Annotated in this window: 18 protein-coding genes; 9 read left to right on the forward strand and 9 right to left on the reverse strand. The window is 76.3% G+C overall.

Annotation, left to right across the window (positions count from 1 at the left end):
• Nucleotides 1-49 precede the first annotated feature (49 nt).
• On the forward strand, nt 50-670 hold the full coding sequence (locus tag B5Y66_RS14225) for an L-threonylcarbamoyladenylate synthase (RefSeq protein ID WP_079575165.1): 621 nt from the start codon (nt 50-52) through the stop codon (nt 668-670).
• A 59-nt stretch (nt 671-729) separates the two neighbouring features.
• Nucleotides 730-2,151, forward strand: a complete 1,422-nt coding sequence (locus B5Y66_RS14230) for a UTP--glucose-1-phosphate uridylyltransferase (RefSeq protein WP_079575166.1) — start codon at nt 730-732, stop codon at nt 2,149-2,151.
• A gap of 12 nt (nt 2,152-2,163) precedes the next feature.
• Here B5Y66_RS14230 and B5Y66_RS14235 read toward each other — a convergent pair whose 3' ends face one another.
• Nucleotides 2,164-2,844, reverse strand: a complete 681-nt coding sequence (locus B5Y66_RS14235; RefSeq protein WP_245807124.1) for an IMPACT family protein — start codon at nt 2,842-2,844, stop codon at nt 2,164-2,166.
• Between the two features lie 78 nt (nt 2,845-2,922).
• Here B5Y66_RS14235 and B5Y66_RS23160 point away from each other — a divergent pair, with 78 nt between their 5' ends.
• Nucleotides 2,923-3,609, forward strand: coding sequence for a hypothetical protein (locus B5Y66_RS23160; protein ID WP_281252013.1), 687 nt, complete (start codon nt 2,923-2,925; stop codon nt 3,607-3,609).
• Nucleotides 3,610-3,748: 139 nt separating this feature from the next.
• Here B5Y66_RS23160 and B5Y66_RS14245 read toward each other — a convergent pair whose 3' ends face one another.
• The 8 genes from B5Y66_RS14245 to B5Y66_RS14280 form a co-directional block, all read right to left on the reverse strand.
• Nucleotides 3,749-4,441 (reverse strand): GNAT family N-acetyltransferase, encoded by a 693-nt coding sequence (locus tag B5Y66_RS14245; RefSeq protein ID WP_176168899.1) that lies wholly within the window; start codon nt 4,439-4,441, stop codon nt 3,749-3,751.
• 65 nt (nt 4,442-4,506) lie between these two features.
• A complete protein-coding gene (locus B5Y66_RS14250) occupies nt 4,507-5,130 on the reverse strand; it encodes a Dps family protein (protein ID WP_079575167.1) in 624 nt (207 codons plus the stop codon).
• Between the two features lie 41 nt (nt 5,131-5,171).
• The gene (locus tag B5Y66_RS14255; RefSeq protein ID WP_079575168.1) at nt 5,172-5,771 is read right to left on the reverse strand and encodes a hypothetical protein; all 600 of its coding nucleotides are present in this window, start codon (nt 5,769-5,771) and stop codon (nt 5,172-5,174) included.
• Nucleotides 5,768-7,090, reverse strand: a complete 1,323-nt coding sequence (locus tag B5Y66_RS14260) for a DUF58 domain-containing protein (protein ID WP_079575169.1) — start codon at nt 7,088-7,090, stop codon at nt 5,768-5,770. Before B5Y66_RS14260 ends, B5Y66_RS14255 begins: the two co-directional genes overlap by 4 nt.
• A 7-nt stretch (nt 7,091-7,097) precedes the next feature.
• Nucleotides 7,098-8,114, reverse strand: coding sequence for an AAA family ATPase (locus tag B5Y66_RS14265; protein ID WP_079575170.1), 1,017 nt, complete (start codon nt 8,112-8,114; stop codon nt 7,098-7,100).
• Nucleotides 8,111-8,656 carry a hypothetical protein gene (locus B5Y66_RS14270; RefSeq protein WP_079575171.1) on the reverse strand — a complete coding sequence of 182 codons (546 nt, stop codon included), beginning with the start codon at nt 8,654-8,656 and terminating at the stop codon, nt 8,111-8,113. Before B5Y66_RS14270 ends, B5Y66_RS14265 begins: the two co-directional genes overlap by 4 nt.
• Nucleotides 8,653-9,408: a DUF4129 domain-containing protein gene (locus B5Y66_RS14275; protein WP_079575172.1), complete on the reverse strand. Its 756-nt coding sequence runs from the start codon at nt 9,406-9,408 to the stop codon at nt 8,653-8,655. The genes B5Y66_RS14270 and B5Y66_RS14275 overlap by 4 nt, the downstream gene beginning before the upstream one ends.
• 9 nt (nt 9,409-9,417) lie before the next feature.
• Nucleotides 9,418-10,710 (reverse strand): DUF3866 family protein, encoded by a 1,293-nt coding sequence (locus B5Y66_RS14280; protein ID WP_245807125.1) that lies wholly within the window; start codon nt 10,708-10,710, stop codon nt 9,418-9,420.
• 34 nt (nt 10,711-10,744) lie between these two features.
• Between B5Y66_RS14280 and B5Y66_RS14285 the strand changes: the two genes are divergently transcribed.
• From B5Y66_RS14285 to B5Y66_RS14310, 6 genes are all read left to right on the forward strand, one after another.
• Nucleotides 10,745-11,833 carry a helix-turn-helix transcriptional regulator gene (locus tag B5Y66_RS14285; protein ID WP_079575174.1) on the forward strand — a complete coding sequence of 363 codons (1,089 nt, stop codon included), beginning with the start codon at nt 10,745-10,747 and terminating at the stop codon, nt 11,831-11,833.
• Entirely contained in the window at nt 11,826-12,881 is a 1,056-nt protein-coding gene (locus B5Y66_RS14290; RefSeq protein WP_079575175.1) for a helix-turn-helix transcriptional regulator, read from the forward strand. The genes B5Y66_RS14285 and B5Y66_RS14290 overlap by 8 nt, the downstream gene beginning before the upstream one ends.
• Before the next feature lie 5 nt (nt 12,882-12,886).
• Entirely contained in the window at nt 12,887-13,282 is a 396-nt protein-coding gene (locus B5Y66_RS14295) for a hypothetical protein (protein ID WP_176168879.1), read from the forward strand.
• A gap of 146 nt (nt 13,283-13,428) precedes the next feature.
• Nucleotides 13,429-13,749, forward strand: a complete 321-nt coding sequence (gene tatA / locus B5Y66_RS14300) for a Sec-independent protein translocase subunit TatA (protein WP_079575176.1) — start codon at nt 13,429-13,431, stop codon at nt 13,747-13,749.
• Between the two features lie 36 nt (nt 13,750-13,785).
• Entirely contained in the window at nt 13,786-14,526 is a 741-nt protein-coding gene (tatC, locus tag B5Y66_RS14305; RefSeq protein ID WP_079575177.1) for a twin-arginine translocase subunit TatC, read from the forward strand.
• A gap of 28 nt (nt 14,527-14,554) precedes the next feature.
• A complete protein-coding gene (locus B5Y66_RS14310; RefSeq protein WP_245807126.1) occupies nt 14,555-15,634 on the forward strand; it encodes a diacylglycerol/lipid kinase family protein in 1,080 nt (359 codons plus the stop codon).
• Nucleotides 15,635-15,676 lie beyond the last annotated feature (42 nt).

The following is a 15,676-nucleotide window of genomic DNA, read 5'->3' on the forward strand; positions in this document are numbered from 1 at the left end:
ACGCCGCTCCCCGGGTGGACGACGTGGTCCCGGGGATACGCTGCCGGGCATGGCCCGCTACTTCGACGTGCACCCGGTCGACCCGCAGCCCCGGGCGGTCTCCCAGGTCGTCGCGATGCTGAACGACGGGGGGCTCATCGCCTACCCGACCGACTCCGGGTACGCGCTCGGCTGCCGGGTCGGGCAGCACGACGGCACCGAGCGGATCCGGCAGATCCGGCACCTGGACGCACACCACCACTTCACGCTCGTGTGCTGCGACTTCGCGCAGCTCGGCCAGCTCGTCCGACTCGACAACAACGCGTTCCGCGCCATCAAGTCCTCGACCCCTGGCCCGTACACCTTCATCCTCCCGGCCACGGCCGAGGTGCCCCGGCGCCTCGCCCACCCCAAGAAGAAGACCATCGGCGTCCGCATCCCCGATTCGCCGGTGGTGCAGGCCCTGCTGCGCGAGCTCGGGGAGCCCCTGCTGTCGTCCACCCTCATCCTGCCGGGCTCCGAGCAGCCGCTCACCGACGGCTGGCAGGTCAAGGAGGAGCTCGACCACCTGGTCGACGCCGTGGTGGACGCCGGCGAGGTGCTGGCCGAGCCCACGACCGTCGTCGACTGGTCCGAGGGGTATCCCGAGGTGGTCCGGGTCGGGGCGGGCGACACGACCCGGTTCGAATAACCTCCCGGCCCGCTCGGACACCCGCCCGCGCGGCGCGGGGCCCGGTTAGGGTGCTGCCCATGAGCGACCGCGGACTTGCCCTGGCCCGAGAGAAGATGCAGGCGGAGGGCGTCGCCCCCGCCGCGATCGAGACCTTCACCCGCTTCTACCACCTGCTCTCCTCGGGCGAGACCGGACTGGTGCGCGAGGCCGACGTCGAGCCTTTGGTCGACCTGCCGCGGCACGCGGATCTCGACGTCTCCGAGGCCGACGCGCAGGAGGCCCTCGCCCGGACCGCGATCATCAAGCTCAACGGCGGGCTCGGCACCTCGATGGGCATGGACAAGGCGAAGTCGCTGCTCACGGTGCGCGCCGACGCGCCCGCGGAGGACGCGGGCGACGGCTCGCTGACCTTCCTCGACGTCATCGTCCGCCAGGTGCGCGCCGCGCGGGAGGCCACCGGCGCCCGCCTGCCCCTGGTGCTGATGAACTCCTTCCGCACCCGCGACGACACGCTCGCCGCGCTCGCCCCGTACGGCGACCTGGCCGTCGACGGGCTCCCCGTGGACTTCCTGCAGAACCGCGAGCCCAAGCTCCGCGCCGACACGCTCGAGCCCGTCGAGTGGCCCGCCGACCCGTCGCTCGAGTGGTGCCCGCCGGGGCACGGCGACCTGTACCCCGCGCTGCACGCCTCGGGCGTCGTGCGGGCGCTCCTGGACGCCGGCTTCCGGTACGCGAGCGTGTCCAACTCCGACAATCTCGGGGCCGCCCCCGACGGCGCGATCGCGGCGTGGTTCGCCGCCTCCGGCGCCCCCTATGCGGCCGAGATGTGCCGCAAGTCGCCGGCCGACGTCAAGGGCGGGCAGCTCGTCGTGCGCAAGCGCGACGGCCGCATCGTGCAGCGGGAGACCGCGCAGACGCACCCGGACGACGTCACGGTCTCGCTCGACCCCTCGGTGCACCCGTACTTCCACACCAACAACCTGTGGTTCGACCTCGAGGCGCTCGCAGCCGAGCTGGACCGCACCGGCGGGGTCCTCGAGCTGCCCCTGATCCGCAACGAGAAGACGGTGGACCCGACGGACCCGTCGTCGCCCGCCGTCGTGCAGATCGAGTCCGCGATGGGCGCCGCCGTGGCCGTGTTCGAGGGCGCGACGGCGATCGAGGTGGGGCGCGAGCGCTTCCTGCCGGTGAAGACCACCGGCGACCTGCTGCTGATGCGCTCCGACGTGTACGAGCTCACCGAGGAGTACCGCCTGGTCGCGCAGGTCGAGGCGCCGCTGGTGAAGCTGTCGAAGACGTACAAGGCGATCACGGCGTTCGACGAGCGCTTCGCCGCGGGGGCGCCGTCGCTGCGGGGGGCGTCGTCGCTCACGGTCGAGGGGGACTGGACCTTCGGCGCCGCCGTGACCGCCGAGGGCGATGCCGCGCTGCCGGACCCCGGCGAGCCCGCCACCGTGCCCGACGGCGCGACCGTGACCTCGGAGGGCGTCCGGGCCTGACCGCCCGCGACGCTAGGCCGGGACGTCGACCACGCGGTCGGCCCCCGGCACCGGCGTCAGGGTGCCCGCCGAGGCGGCGGCCAGGTCGTCGCGCAGCCGGGGGAGCGCGGCCGGCGGCACGAGCAGGGCGAGCCTTGCGACGGCGGCGTACGTCGGCTCCTCGAGCACGGCACCGTGCGTCCCGGCCCAGTCGCGCAGCAGGTGGTCCACCCGGCCGGCGTCCGCGTGCGGCACGTCGACGGTGACCTCGGTGAGGATCTCGCGACGTCGGAGGACGCCGTGGTCCGCCGCGACGTCGAGCGCCTCGGCGACGGCGCCCGAGTAGGCCCGCACCAGGCCGCCCGCGCCGAGCAGCACCCCGCCGAAGTACCGCGTCACCACCGCGACGACGTCGGTCAGGTGCCGGCGGCGCAGGACCTCGAGCATCGGCACGCCGGCGGTGCCCGACGGCTCGCCGTCGTCGGAGGAGCGCTGCTGGTCGGCGTGGGTGCCGACGACGAGGGCCACGCAGTGGTGTCGCGCGTCCCAGAGCTCCTTGCGCCGCTGGGCGACCACGGCGTCCGCCTCCTCGACCGTGCGGGCGGGGGCCAGGTGCGCCAGGAAGCGCGACTTCTTGATCACGAGCTCGTGGTCGACGGGGAGGGCGAGCGTGCCCGGGAGCGCTGCGGGCACGGGGGCGTCGGGTCGGCTCACCGCACGAGGCTACGACGCAGGTCGACACGCCGGGCCGCCTCCCTACGAAAAAGTGTGCCAAGCGCCAGGATCGACCGCATGACGCAGAGCACGGGGGAGCCCCTGTCCGACGATGCGAAGCCTGCCGCTCGCTACCCGCGGCCCACGGTGACGCTGGACGAGGCGGAGTGGGTGTGGCGCGAGCTGTCCGTGGAGGCGCTGCGCCCGGGCGGCAAGCCCGAGGTGGTACGCCTCGCGGTGATCGCCGGCCTGACCCGGGCCACGGGCGCGCGGTACGGGGACCTGCTGCGCGTGCGGGCGGAGGACCTGGACCTCGGCCCCGACCCGGAGGCCGCGAGCCGGCGCGGTCGGGTCGGGGGCTCGCGGGATGCGGGGGAGGGGAGGGTCGTGCTGCGGCACGGCAAGCACCGCACGGTGCGGGAGCACCGGCTGCCCCCGGAAGCGGTGCTGCTCCTGCGGCACTGGATGGTGGTCCGGGAGGAGCTGGCCGCCGAGCTGGAGGGCTCGGTACCGCGGGCACTGCTGCTCACGGTGCACCACACGCACGACCACGGCACGACCGTCGCGAGCGGGCTGCCGATCACGAAGCAGGGGCTGGTGCTCTCGTGGCGACGCTTCGTGCACCGGACGAACGCGCGGTACGGGGCGGTGCGGGCGCCGCTCCCGACACGGTTCGAGCAGGTGCGCCGGGCGTGGGTGGACGCGGGCGTGCCGGACCTCGGCCGGGAGCTGCTGCCGACCGATGGCGATCCTCGAGAAAAATAGTGTGCCAAGCGTCCGGAACCAGGCGCACGTACTCCCGCAGACCTGTCACCGCAGAGCACGGACAGCAGGGCCGGCCTCGCTGCCCGCGAGGCCGGCCCTGGGCGTGCGGGGAGGGTGGACCGGTGTGGTGCGCGGTGCGTCAGGCGGTCGCGATGCCCAGCAGGGGGGCGCCGGGGGAGTGCGACGGCAGCTCGTGGAAGCCGTACCTGTCGTAGAAGGCGCGGGCGCGCGTGTTGTTCGGGTCCATCCCGAGGTGCACCCCGGGCACCCCGCGCGCGGCGAGCGCGGCGCGCAGCGTGTCCATGAGCGTCCGGCCGAGGCCGCGGCCCTGGTTCTCGGGCAGCAGGTCGATGTGCAGGTGCGCCGGGTACCGGTCGAGCTCGTCGTCCGTCAGGCCGCGCACCATGCGGCCGGGGTCCTTGCCGGCGTCGACGAGGGCGGGCTCGGGGAAGCCGGGCTCGCGCCCCGACGGGGAGCCGCCGGCCGCCGGGTGGCGCTCGGCGAACCCGGGGCCCCAGGCCCGCTCCCACCAGGAGACGAAGTCGCGCGTGTCCGCGACCCCGATGACGTACCCGGTGAGGCGGCCGTCCTCGACGCGCAGGACGTCGTCCGCGGGGTCGGCGGGCGCCGGCTCGAGCTCGTCGTCGGGGCGGACGACGACGAACGCGAGGTCGGGCGCGTACTCGACGTAGGGCAGGGCGAACACCTCGGGCATGAGGTGGTCGTCGGAGTAGAGGCCGCGGGCGTCGGCCCCGCCCGCGGCGGTGCGGACGCAGACCTCGGCGACGGCGGCGCGGTCGGTGGGTCGGAAGGTACGGATCACGGAGGCCATCATGCCGGAGGGCTGCCGTCCGCCGGCGCGGACAGCAGCCCTCGGCCACGACGTCGGCGCGGCGGCTACTTCTTCTTGGCGGCTGTGGTCGTGGTCCTCGTCCTCGAGCTCCCGGACGCCGCCGAGCCGGTCGCGGCGGCGGCCTTCCGGGCCGCGCCCTTCTCGGTGGTCTCTCCGGCGGTCGACAGTTCCCCGCCCGCGCTCTCCAGGTGCGCGCGGACGAACCAGTGGAACAGCTCGAGCTCGTGCAGGTGGCCGATGAGGAGGTCGTTCGTCACGTCGTCGAGGGGCTCGGTGTCCTTCGCGGCCTTGCGGTGGGCGGTGATCACACCCTCGTAGACCTCGTCCAGGGCTCCCAGGTGCTCGATGGCCGACGCCCGGCGGAGCCCGTAGTCGTCCCAGGTGCGGGCCGCGACCAGGGCGCCGGGCGTGCCCACCGGGGAGGTACCGAGGGTCGCGATGCGCTCCGCGACCGCGTCGGTCATGGCCCGGACGGCGTCGACCTGCGGGTCGAGCATCTCGTGCACCGCGATGAAGTGCGGGCCGACGACGTTCCAGTGCACGTGCTTGAGGGTCAGGTGCAGGTCGGTCAGGGAGTTGAGCCGCTCCTGCAGGATGGCGGCCACCGTGGCGCCCTGCTGCGTCGTGAGCGAGGGCACCGTGTAGCGCGGGGTGCTGCGGTCGGCCATCGGGGGTCTCCGTCCTCGTCGGGTCCGTGCGGGCCGGTCGGTCAGCCCGCCTCGCCATCGTCGCGCCGCACGGCGGTCCACGCGAGCGCGGCCAGGGCGACCACACCGAGCGCCACCAGCCACGGCACCGGACGCCCCGCCAGGGTCCACGCCGCGCCCCCGATCGCGAGAGCGCCGGCGACGACGGCACCGTCGCGCGCCAGGCTGTGCCGCAAGGCGGCGAGCTCCACCCGTTCCGTCACGCCCACGTGGGACGCCCACCACCCGAGCCGCGTCACGACGTACCCGAGCGGGGCGAGCCACAGCACGGCGGGGTCGAACGGCGCGGACGTCGAGCCGAGCAGCAGCAGCGCCACGGTCACCAGAGCGACGTGCGCGGGGCCCGGGCCCGGGCGGACCGCCGCCCACACGACCGGCACGCCGGTGATCACCACCACCAGCTCGGAGACCAGGGTGGTGCGTGCTCCGGACGCGAGCAGGAGCACCGCCACGGCCACGACGAACGCCGCCCGCAGCACCCCGCCGGGCAGCCAGCGCCCGACCTCGACGCCGACGACGGGCAGCGGCCGGCCGGTCTCGTAGCGCGACCGCCACCAGGCCCGCAGGCGCGCGGGCAGGGTGCGGGCCGGTGGGCGGGTCATCGTGCCCCGACCTCGCCCCGGTGGTGCCGCTCGTCGGCCCGGACCAGCGCCTCGAGCCGGAGCGGCGCCTCCCGGCGCGCGTCGCCGGCCCAGCGCACGACCGGTACCCCCTCGGCTGTCATCCGGCGCAGGCGATCGTCCCGCTCGGCCCGGGTGACGCGCCACGCCAGGCGCATGTGCTCCTCCCGTGCGCCGCGGACGTCGGGCAGCGTGTCGACGAGGACGACCGGGTGCCCGACGGCACGCCACGCCCGCACGAGGGAGACGGGCTCGTCGTCGAGCACGGTGCTGAACAGGTACACGATGGCGTCGGCGGGCACCTGCGGGGCACGCAGCCGGCGCTGGGGGGTGCCGCGCGGGCTGCTCAGGGCGAGCGCGTGCAGCACGCGGCGCAGGTGCCGGCGGCCCGCGGCGGGCGGCAGGGGGCGACGGCGCCGGCCGAGGTCGTCCACCCCGACCCGGTCGCCGGCGGCGACCAGCGCGCCGGCCACGGAGGCCGCGGCGTGCCGGGCGAGGTCGAGCGACGTCGGCTCGTCCACGCGCTGCGGGCCGGTGCCGCGCCAGGTGCGCAGGTCGGGGCCGACGTCGTCCCGCGAGTCGACGACGAGGACGGCCGTCGCCTCGGCCGTGGCATAGGTGCGGCGCACGTACAGGGTGGCGAGGTCCGGGGACCGGCGGGCGGTGGTGCGCCAGTCGATGCGCCGCAGCCGGTCGCCGGGGGTGAACGGGTGCACGTCGCGCAGCTCGTCGCCGTCGCCGAGGCGCCGGGAGGTGTGCGGACCGGTGAGGCCGCGCAGCCGCCGGGGCACCGGGACGCGCCCGAGCGGCATCGCGGTGGGCAGCACGAGGCGGTCGGGCGCGGTGACGGACACCGGGTCCTCCGCCGTCGTCCCGCCCGCGCCGTAGCCGCGCGCGTCGACGTGGAAGGTGCGCTGCGGGCCGGTGCGGACCGTGCTCAGGGTGAGCGGCAGGTGCCGGGTCGTCGCCGGGACGACGACGCCGGTGGCGCGGTGACCGGGCGCCGCGACGCGGGCGTGGACGAGCTCGGCCCCCGGCGCCGGGTCGAGCCGCAGGGTGGCGGTGAGCTCACCGGTCGGGGCGGCACCCGGGGTCGGGTCGATCACGACCCCGGTCGCCCGTCCGGGCGTGCCCGCCCGCCGTGCGCGGGGACGGCCGGTCCACAGCGCGCCGAGGAGCGGGGCGACCCCGAGCAGCGCGACGTCCGCCCGTCCGGTGAGCAGGCCCAGGCCCAGGACGAGCACCCCGGCCCCGAGGCCGGCCGCGGCCTGCGGGCTGCGCCGCCAGGTGGTGCCGGTCATCCGCGCGTCACCCCTCCCGGCCCACCGTGGCGGGGCCGGGCACGGACGCGAGGAGCTCGGTCACGACGTCCTGGGCCCGGACCGCCGACGCCCACGCGGTCGGCGTGAGCGTGAGCCGGTGCGCCAGGACCGGCACCGCCACGCGCTTGACGTCTTCCGGCAGCACGAAGTCGCGCCCGTCGAGCACCGCGACCGCGCGCGCCAGGAGCAGGAGGTTCTGCGAGCCGCGCGGGGAGGCGCCCACCTCGAGCGCACCGTGGGTGCGGGTGGCGGTAGCGAGGTCGACGCAGTAGACGGCGACGTCGGGGTCCACCTCGGTGGTCTCGACACCGGCCTGCATCCCGAGCACGGTGGCCGCGTCGACGACCGGGCGCACGGGGGCCGCCTCCTGGCGCCGGGCCACGCGGCGCAGCAGCACGTCCTGCTCCTGGGCGCGGTCGGGATAGCCCACCGCGAGGCGCACCATGAACCGGTCGAGCTGCGCCTCCGGCAGGGGGTACGTGCCCTCGTACTCCACGGGGTTGGAGGTGGCCATCACGTGGAAGGGGCGGGGCAGCGGGCGGCTGGCGCCCTCCACGGAGACCTGGCGCTCCGCCATGGCCTCGAGGAGCGCGGACTGGGTCTTGGGCGGGGTGCGGTTGATCTCGTCCGCGAGGAAGAGGCCCGTGAAGACCGGCCCCGGCCGGAACACGAACTCGCGGGTCGCGGGGTCGAAGACGGACGAGCCGGTGATGTCGCTGGGCAGCAGGTCGGGCGTGCACTGCAGGCGGGCGAAGTCGAGTCCGAGGGCGGTGGCCAGCGACCGGGCCGCGAGCGTCTTGCCGAGCCCCGGCACGTCCTCGAACAGCACGTGCCCGCCGGCGAGCACGGTGGCGAGGGCGAGCTCGAGCGTGTCGCGCATCCCGACGACGGCGGTGCCGACCTCGTCCAGGACGCGCCGGCCGAGCGCCGCCACCTCGGCGACGGGCAGCGGGGTGCTCGGGTTCGTGCCGGCTGGCGGGTCGACGGACGGGTCGACGGTCATGGCTGGGGCCTTCCTGCGGGGTGGGGTGCGGAGGGTGCGGAGGTCGGGGCCGTCGTCGCGGGCAGGAGGGCGTCGATCGCGTCGAGCCAGCCGTGCACCTCGGCCCGGCCCACCTGCCGTCGGGACGTGAGCCCCTCGACGACCTCCGTGCCGAGGATCCGCGCCGCCTCCCGGGGGCCGTCGGGGGCGGCGAGGTCGACGCCCCGGTCCGCGAGCCGGGCGGCCGCGAGAGCCCGCACCCGGCGCAGCACGCGGTCGCCCACGGCTCCGCTCCGGGTGAACGTCGCCCAGCCCAGCTCGCTGACGTCGTTGCGCGCGCCCTCGCGCCGGTCCTGGGGTACGTCCGGCCACGGGGCCTCCTCGCCGTCGTCGAGCCGCCGCCACAGCGCCACGGCCGTCACGACGACGACCACCAGCAGCACGGCGTGCAGCAGGTCCAGCACCCCGGTGCCGGTGAGGACGGCGCAGGCCGCGAGCGCCGGGAGGCCGACGGTGAGGAGGGTGCGCAGTGCCGGTGCCCGCCGTGTCGGTGTGCGGGTCATGGACGGCCGGCGGGGTCGAGGGCGCGGGCGATGCGGGACAGGGATGCGCGGGCGGTGTCGACGGCGTCGGGCCCCACGGGGCGGTCGGTGAACCGGGCGCGCTGGTAGAGGCGGCGGAGGGTGTCGACGTCTGCGGCGGGCATGGTGGCGCCGTCGTCCCCGGGCGTCGTGGGGAGCTGTGCCGTGAGCAGGCGTGCGGTGAACTCGGTGGCGGTCTGGGCCGGGTCGCGCCGGGTGCCGTGGCGGGCGGCGGCGTCCTCGAGCGCGACCCAGGCGGCGACGACGGCGTCGTGCGGGGTGGCGGCCCGGTCGACGCGGTCGAGGGCGGTGGCGACGGCGTCCTGGAGCTCGGGCAGGGGGAGGTCGGTCTGGGTGCCGGTGGTGGCGGTCCCGGGGGCGAGGTCGTCGACGTCGTCGTCCTCGGGGACGGCGAGGGCCCGCAGGACGCGCCGGGCGAGGAGCCACAGGAGGACGGCGACGAGGACCGCGCCGGCCACGGAGAGGGCGACGACGATCCAGGTGATGACGTCGTAGGAGGGCGGGGGCTGGTCGCCGGGGAGGATCTCGCCGGGTGCCTGGGGCTGGACGGGGACGCTGGCGGTGGGCTCGGGGACGGTCACGCTGGGCATGCGGATGCGCCAGGGGGTGGCGGTGGCGGCGCCCAGGACGACGAGGGCGGCGAGCAGCAGGGCCGCGAGCGGTGCGACGGTGCGGGACGCTGCGGCGCGGCGGGTCCGCGTCGGTGGGGCCATGCGCTGACGCTATCGGGTGGCGGGCTCGGTGCGGGGCTGGTCGTGGGCGAGCCGGGCGGCGTGCACGCCGGCGACGGCGGCGGCGACGAAGGCGGCGGGGTCGCCGTCGAGGGAGCGGCCCATGGTGGACAGCCGGGCGGGGGAGCCGCGGAGGGCGTCGAGGAGGGCGGTGTCCGCGGGGACGTCGACGATCCGGTGGCGGGCGGCGGTGTCGGCGAGGGCGGCGGCCTGGTCGTGCACCTGGCGGGTGAGCTCGGCGCCCCACGCGGGCAGGGCCTCGAGGTCCCCGGTGGGGTGGGGGACTGGCACGTCGGCGGACGCGAGCGCCACGCGACCGTAGGCGGTGAGGCTGTGGTGGGAGACGCCGCGGTGGCGGTCGCGGGGGTCGGCGCCGGAGACGCGCAGGGAGGCGACGGGGCGGCCGGCGAGGGCGGCGACGGCGTTGACGGCGTCGCCGGCGGCGACGCCGGAGAAGCCCCAGCGGGTGCCGGTGCCGAGGTTGCCGGGTCCCTGGGCGAGGACGACGAGGTCGGCGCCGGCGACGTGGCGGGCGGCGAGGAGGCCGGTGTGCACGGTGACGGCCTCGAGGTCGCCGCCGAAGGCCTGGCCGACGGTGACGGTGGTGTCGAGCCATCCGGTGTCGCGGAGGGTGGCGACGGTGCGGGAGAAGGCGGCCGGCAGGGCGCCGCCGTCGGTCATGACGTAGGCGACGCGGGGGTGGGGGCGGCCGGCGAGCTCTGCGGCGTGGCGGGCGCCGGCGACGACGGCGGGGACGGCGGAGTGCAGGTCGGCGACGACGACGGGCATCCCGGTGAGGTCGTCGGCGTCGCGGAGGGTGTCGTGGTGGGGGGACTCCTGCTCGTCCACGCCGAGGACCATGGCCTGCAGGGGGGTGTAGCGGGCCTTGACGAGGTGGCCGGGGCCGGAGTGGGGGTCGGCGGGCAGGGCGGTGGGGGCGTCGCCGGCGGGGCCGACGACGAGCGCGTACCCGCCGGTGCCCAGGCCGCGGGCGAGGGCGGAGACGTTGAGGAGCAGCCGGTCGCCGACGTCGGGGTCCCCCACGAGGGCGGTGTAGGCGAGGCCGCGGACCTCCCAGGGTGCGGTGGTGAGGTCGCGCGCGGGCAGGGGGGTGTCGAGGCGGAGGGAGACCTCGCGGGCTCCGGTCCAGGTGGCGCCGCGGGCGGTGACGGTGCCGGTGCGCCAGGTGACGTGCCCACCACCGTTCGCCGGTCGAGCCTGTCGAGCCTGTCGAGACCCGTCGTCCGGTCGTCGGTCGTCTGTGCGGTTCGGCGCTGTCGTCACCCGTCCGAGGCTACCGGCGACTAGGTTGGTGCCGATGCCTGCGAACCCCGTGGACCCGGCCGCCCGGGCGGCCGCCACCCCTGCTGATCCCGCGCCGTCGTCGCGGGGCACCCCTCCGGCCGAGCGCCTCCTGAACCTTGTCATCGCGTTGGTGAACACGAGCGCGTCGATGACGAAGCAGCAGGTGCGCGCCGGGGTGGCCGGGTACGGCGACGCGCCGTCGACGGAGGCGTTCGAGCGGATGTTCGAGCGCGACAAGGACACGTTGCGGGCGCTGGGCATCCCGATCGTCACGGTGGACGGTGGCGGGCACAGCGACGAGGTCGGCTACCGGATCGACAACGACGCGTACGCGCTGGGGGTGGTGGACCTGACGCCGGCGGAGCTCGGCGTGGTGGCGCTGGCGGCGCAGCTGTGGTCGGACAAGACGCTGCGCACGGACATGTCGCGCGCGATGACGAAGCTGCGGGCGGCGGGGGCGGGGGAGGTCGCCGCGGACGCGGTGGCGGGCCTGGCGCCGCGGGTGCGGGCGGCGGGTGACGCGTACGTGCCGCTGCTGGAGGCGGTCTCGGAGCGGCGCGACGTGTCGTTCCGGTACCGGGCGGCGAGCACGGGCCAGGAGCTGATGCGGCACGTGGAGCCGTGGCGGATCGCGGCGCGCGGGAGCGGCTGGTACCTGGTGGGCTTCGACCGGGCGCGGGGCGCGGCGCGGGTGTTCCGCCTCTCGCGGATCGCGGGCAAGGTGCGTGTGGGGTCACGGCCGGGCGCGTTCGACGTGCCCGAGGCGGTGGACGTGGACGCCATGCTGGGCGAGCGGGTCGGGGTGCTGCAGCGGGCGCGGCTTGCCGTGGTGGCGGAGCGGGCGCAGGCGTTGCGGGCGCGTGCGGTTCCCGCCCGCGGCGACGGCACGGACGGGCGAGATCTGCTCGAGGTGGAGTTCCGCAGCCTGTCCGCGCTGGCGGACGAGGTGGCGGGGTACGGCCCGGCGGTCGTGGTGCTGGAGCCGCCGCACCTGCGCGCCGACGTGCTGCGCCGCCTGGAGGCGGCCGCGGCGCTGGACGACGACGATCTCGACGATCTCGACGATCTCGGCGACGGTGCGAGGGAGGGGACGGATGGCTGAACGGGCTGACGACCGGCTGGTGCGACTGCTGGGGCTGGTGGCGTTCCTCGACGGCGCCGGCCCGGTGCGCGTGGAGGAGCTCGCGGACCGGTTCGGGGTCACGCCGCGGCAGGTGCGCGAGGACGTGGACGCCCTGTGGGTGTCCGGCACACCGGGGTACATGCCGGACGACCTCATCGACTTCGACGCGTTCTCCCTGGAGGACGGCGTCGTGTCGCTCACGCGGGCACGCGGCATGACGCGGCCCCTGCGCCTGGGCACCCGGGAGGCCGTGGCGCTGGTCGCCGCGCTGCGGGCGATGCACGCCTCGCCCGCGGTGCAGTCGGACCGGCGGCGGGCCGCCGTCGTCGCGTCGGCGCTGGACAAGCTGACGGCCGCGACCGGCGAGGCCGCAGGCGCCGTCGACGTGCAGCTCGAGGGCGAGGGCGACCCGCAGGTGGTGGCCGCCGTCACGACCGCGCTCGCCGAGGGCCGCCGCCTGCACCTGCGGTACGTCAACGCCGCCGACGTCACCACCGAGCGGGACGTCGACCCCCTGCGCCTGCTCACCCAGGACGGCGCGATGTACCTCGTCGGCTGGTGCCTGCGCGTGGACGGGCGCCGCACCTTCCGGGTGGACCGCATCCTCGACGCCCGTGTGCTCGACGCGGCGGTCGCCGAGCGGGACGTCGAGGTCGCGGGCGACCTCGGCGCGGACGTGTGGGCGTCCGTCGCGCACCGCGGCGCCCCCGCGGCGACGCTGCGGCTCGCGTCCGCGGCCCGGTGGGTCGCGGAGGAGGTCCCGGCGGAGTCGGTGCGCGACCTGCCCGACGGGACCGTCGAGGTGCGGCTGCGGGTCACGAATCCGGCGTGGCTACGTCGTCTGCTGCTCGCCAACGCTCCCGACGTCGTCTCCGTCGACCCGCCCGACGTCGCGCGCGACGTCGGGCAGTCCGCCCGTGCCGCCCTCGACGCGTACGCCGCCACGGGCCCCGTCGACAGCGCCGACGAGGCCGCCGGCAGCCCGACCGGCGCCGGCCGCACCGCGCCGCCCGGACCCGTAGGCTGACCGGCATGTGGGGCTGGATCTGGGCGGGGCTCGTCGTCGGCACGCTGGTGGGCGCGTTCTTCCTGGGCCGCCACCTGTGGCGCGCCGGCGTGCGCGCGCTGCGCGAGGCGTCCCGCGCCGGCGAGGTGCTCGGGTCGGCCGCCGACCGCATGTCCGCCGCGGTCGCGGAGGCCGAGGCGCACCGCGCCGACACGTCGCCCACGCTCCTCGACGACCCCGTGCTGCTGCGCGAGCGCGTGGCCGAGCGCCGCCGGCTGAAGGCCGAGCGCGTCGCGGTCCGCCGGGAGCGCCAGGCCGCGACGTGGCGCCGGTGGGACTCGGAGGGCTGGCTCGCCGCCAGGACCGCGGACAAGGCGGCGCACGCCGACCTGCGGTCTCGCACGCCAGGGCGGCGGCGGTAGTGTCGCCCCACCGTCCCGACGGCGACCGATCTGACGGCCGCGCGCCGGGTCGTCACCTGAACGTCACCTTCGCTGCCCCGGGGACCCACTAGGGTTGACCCCGACACACCCCGCCCACGGGCGGACGAGAACGAGGAGCCATTCTCATGGGCATGCTCAAGCCCTGGCACATCATCGTGCTGGTGGTCGTGATCCTGCTGCTGTTCGGGGCGCGCAGGCTCCCTGACCTGGCGCGCAGCGTCGGCCAGTCGCTGAAGATCTTCAAGAAGGAGGTCAAGGACCTCACGGACGACGGCAAGCTCAACGACTCGAACGAGCCGTCGGACGAGAGGACGGCGCAGACGCCGACCGCGCCCTCCGCCGGGACGACCACCCCGTCGACGCCGCCAGGCGCCTCGAACGCCGGGGCGGACAACGGCGGCGAACAGATCCCGGGTCTCATCGACCCGAAGCAGCCGCGGGCGTAGTCGGTGCCCGGAGACTCCCGGGACCCGGAGGGGCGCATGCCCCTGCGCGAGCACCTGCTGGAGCTGCGCAAGCGGCTCTTCCTCGCCGCGTGCGGCCTCGTGGTGGGTGCCGTCATCGGATGGGTCCTGTACGAACCGCTGCTCTCCGCGCTCCAGTCGCCCCTCGAGGTCGCGGCGCAGGAGCAGGGCAAGACGATCGCGCTCAACTTCACGGGCATGGCGTCGGCGCTCGACATGAAGGTCAAGGTCTCGCTCTTCCTCGGCGTCATCGTCACGTGCCCGTGGTGGCTCTACCAGCTGTGGTCCTTCGTGACCCCGGGCCTGACGAGGCGGGAGAAGGGGTACGCGTACGGGTTCCTCGGCGCCGCGGTCCCGCTGTTCCTCGGCGGCGCCGCCCTGGCCTGGTGGGTGCTGCCGCACGCGGTGGACATCCTGGCGGGCTTCGTCCCCGACGGGGCCGTGAACTTCACCGACGCGCAGGGGTACCTGAGCTTCGTCATGCGGCTGGTCCTGGCGTTCGGCATCGCGTTCGTCTCGCCCGTCTTCCTCGTCGGCCTGAACATGGCCGGGGTGCTGCGGCACGAGCCTCTCGCCAAGGGGTGGCGGTGGGCGGTGCTCGTCGCCTTCGTGTTCGCGGCGGTGATGACGCCGACGCCGGACGCGCTCACGATGATCTTCGTCGCGGCGCCGATCTGCGTGCTGTACTTCGGCGCGCTCGGGCTGTGCGTGCTGCACGACCGGAGGGTCGACAAGCAACGGGTCGCCTCCACTGTCTGAGCAGGCCCCGGGTCCACGTCGTCTGGGCGTGGTCGTCAACCCGACGGCGGGCAAAGGGCGTGCCGCGTCCGCGGGCACCGGCGTCCTCGCCGGCCTCCGGCGCGCGGGGCACCACGTCGTCGACCTGTCCGGTCCCGACGCCGATGCGGCGCTCGCCCGGGCACACGACGCCGTCGCGGGCAGGGGCGTGCCGGCGGGCGGCGTGGACGCGCTCGTCGTGGTGGGCGGCGACGGCATGGTGCACCTCGGGGTGCAGGCCGTCGCCGGCACCGACGTCCCCCTCGGCATCGTCCCCGTGGGCACGGGCAACGACTTCGCGGCGACGCTCGGCCTGCCCGTGCGGGACCCGGCCGCCGCGGGGGCCGCAGTGTGCCGCGCCCTCGACGCCGGCGTGGCCGGACGCCGCCCCGTCGACGCGGCGCTGGCGACCGGCCCCGGGCTCCCCGACGGCCCCCGGTGGGTGGCCGGCGCGGTCTCGGCGGGGCTCGACGCCGCCGTGAACGCGCGCGCCAACCGGCTGCGGCACCCGCGCGGCAGCGCCCGGTACACGATCGCGGCCGCGCTCGAGCTGCTGCACTACCGGCCCTGGTCGTACCGGCTCACGTTCGACGGCGTCGCCGACCCCGTCGCCGCAGTCGCCCCCGCCCCGTCGGGTCCCCCCGGCGGCGTCCCCCCGCGCGACGGTGCCCGTCCCGGGCGGGCGGGTGCGGGACTGCGCCTGCGCCCCGGCCCCGCGGGCACGGCGACGTGGACGGGTCGCGCGGCGCTCGTCACCGCGGCCAACGGCCCGCAGATCGGCGGCGGCATCCGCGTCGCCCCGGCGGCGTCCCTCGACGACGGCCTGCTCGACGTGCTGGTCGCCACCGACCTGTCCCGGCCTGGTGCCGCCGTCGTCTTCCCCAGCATGTTCACCGGCGGGCACGTGCGGCGCCGCAAGGTGCACGTCGTGCGGGCCCGCGCGGTGACGATCGAGCCCGGACCGGACGCCTGGGCCGCGGACGAGCGTGCGCTGCCGGTCGCGCACGCCGACGGCGAGCGCCTCGGGCCGCTGCCGCTGCGCGTGGAGGCGCGGGCACGCGCCGTGCAGGTGCTGGTCGAGCCCCGCTGACCGGGGACGTCGGGCGGGCCCGCCGCGCCGGGAGGCGATCTT

Origin of the sequence: Krasilnikoviella flava, from assembly GCF_900167525.1 — a bacterium.
Lineage (GTDB): Bacteria > Actinomycetota > Actinomycetes > Actinomycetales > Cellulomonadaceae > Isoptericola > Isoptericola flavus.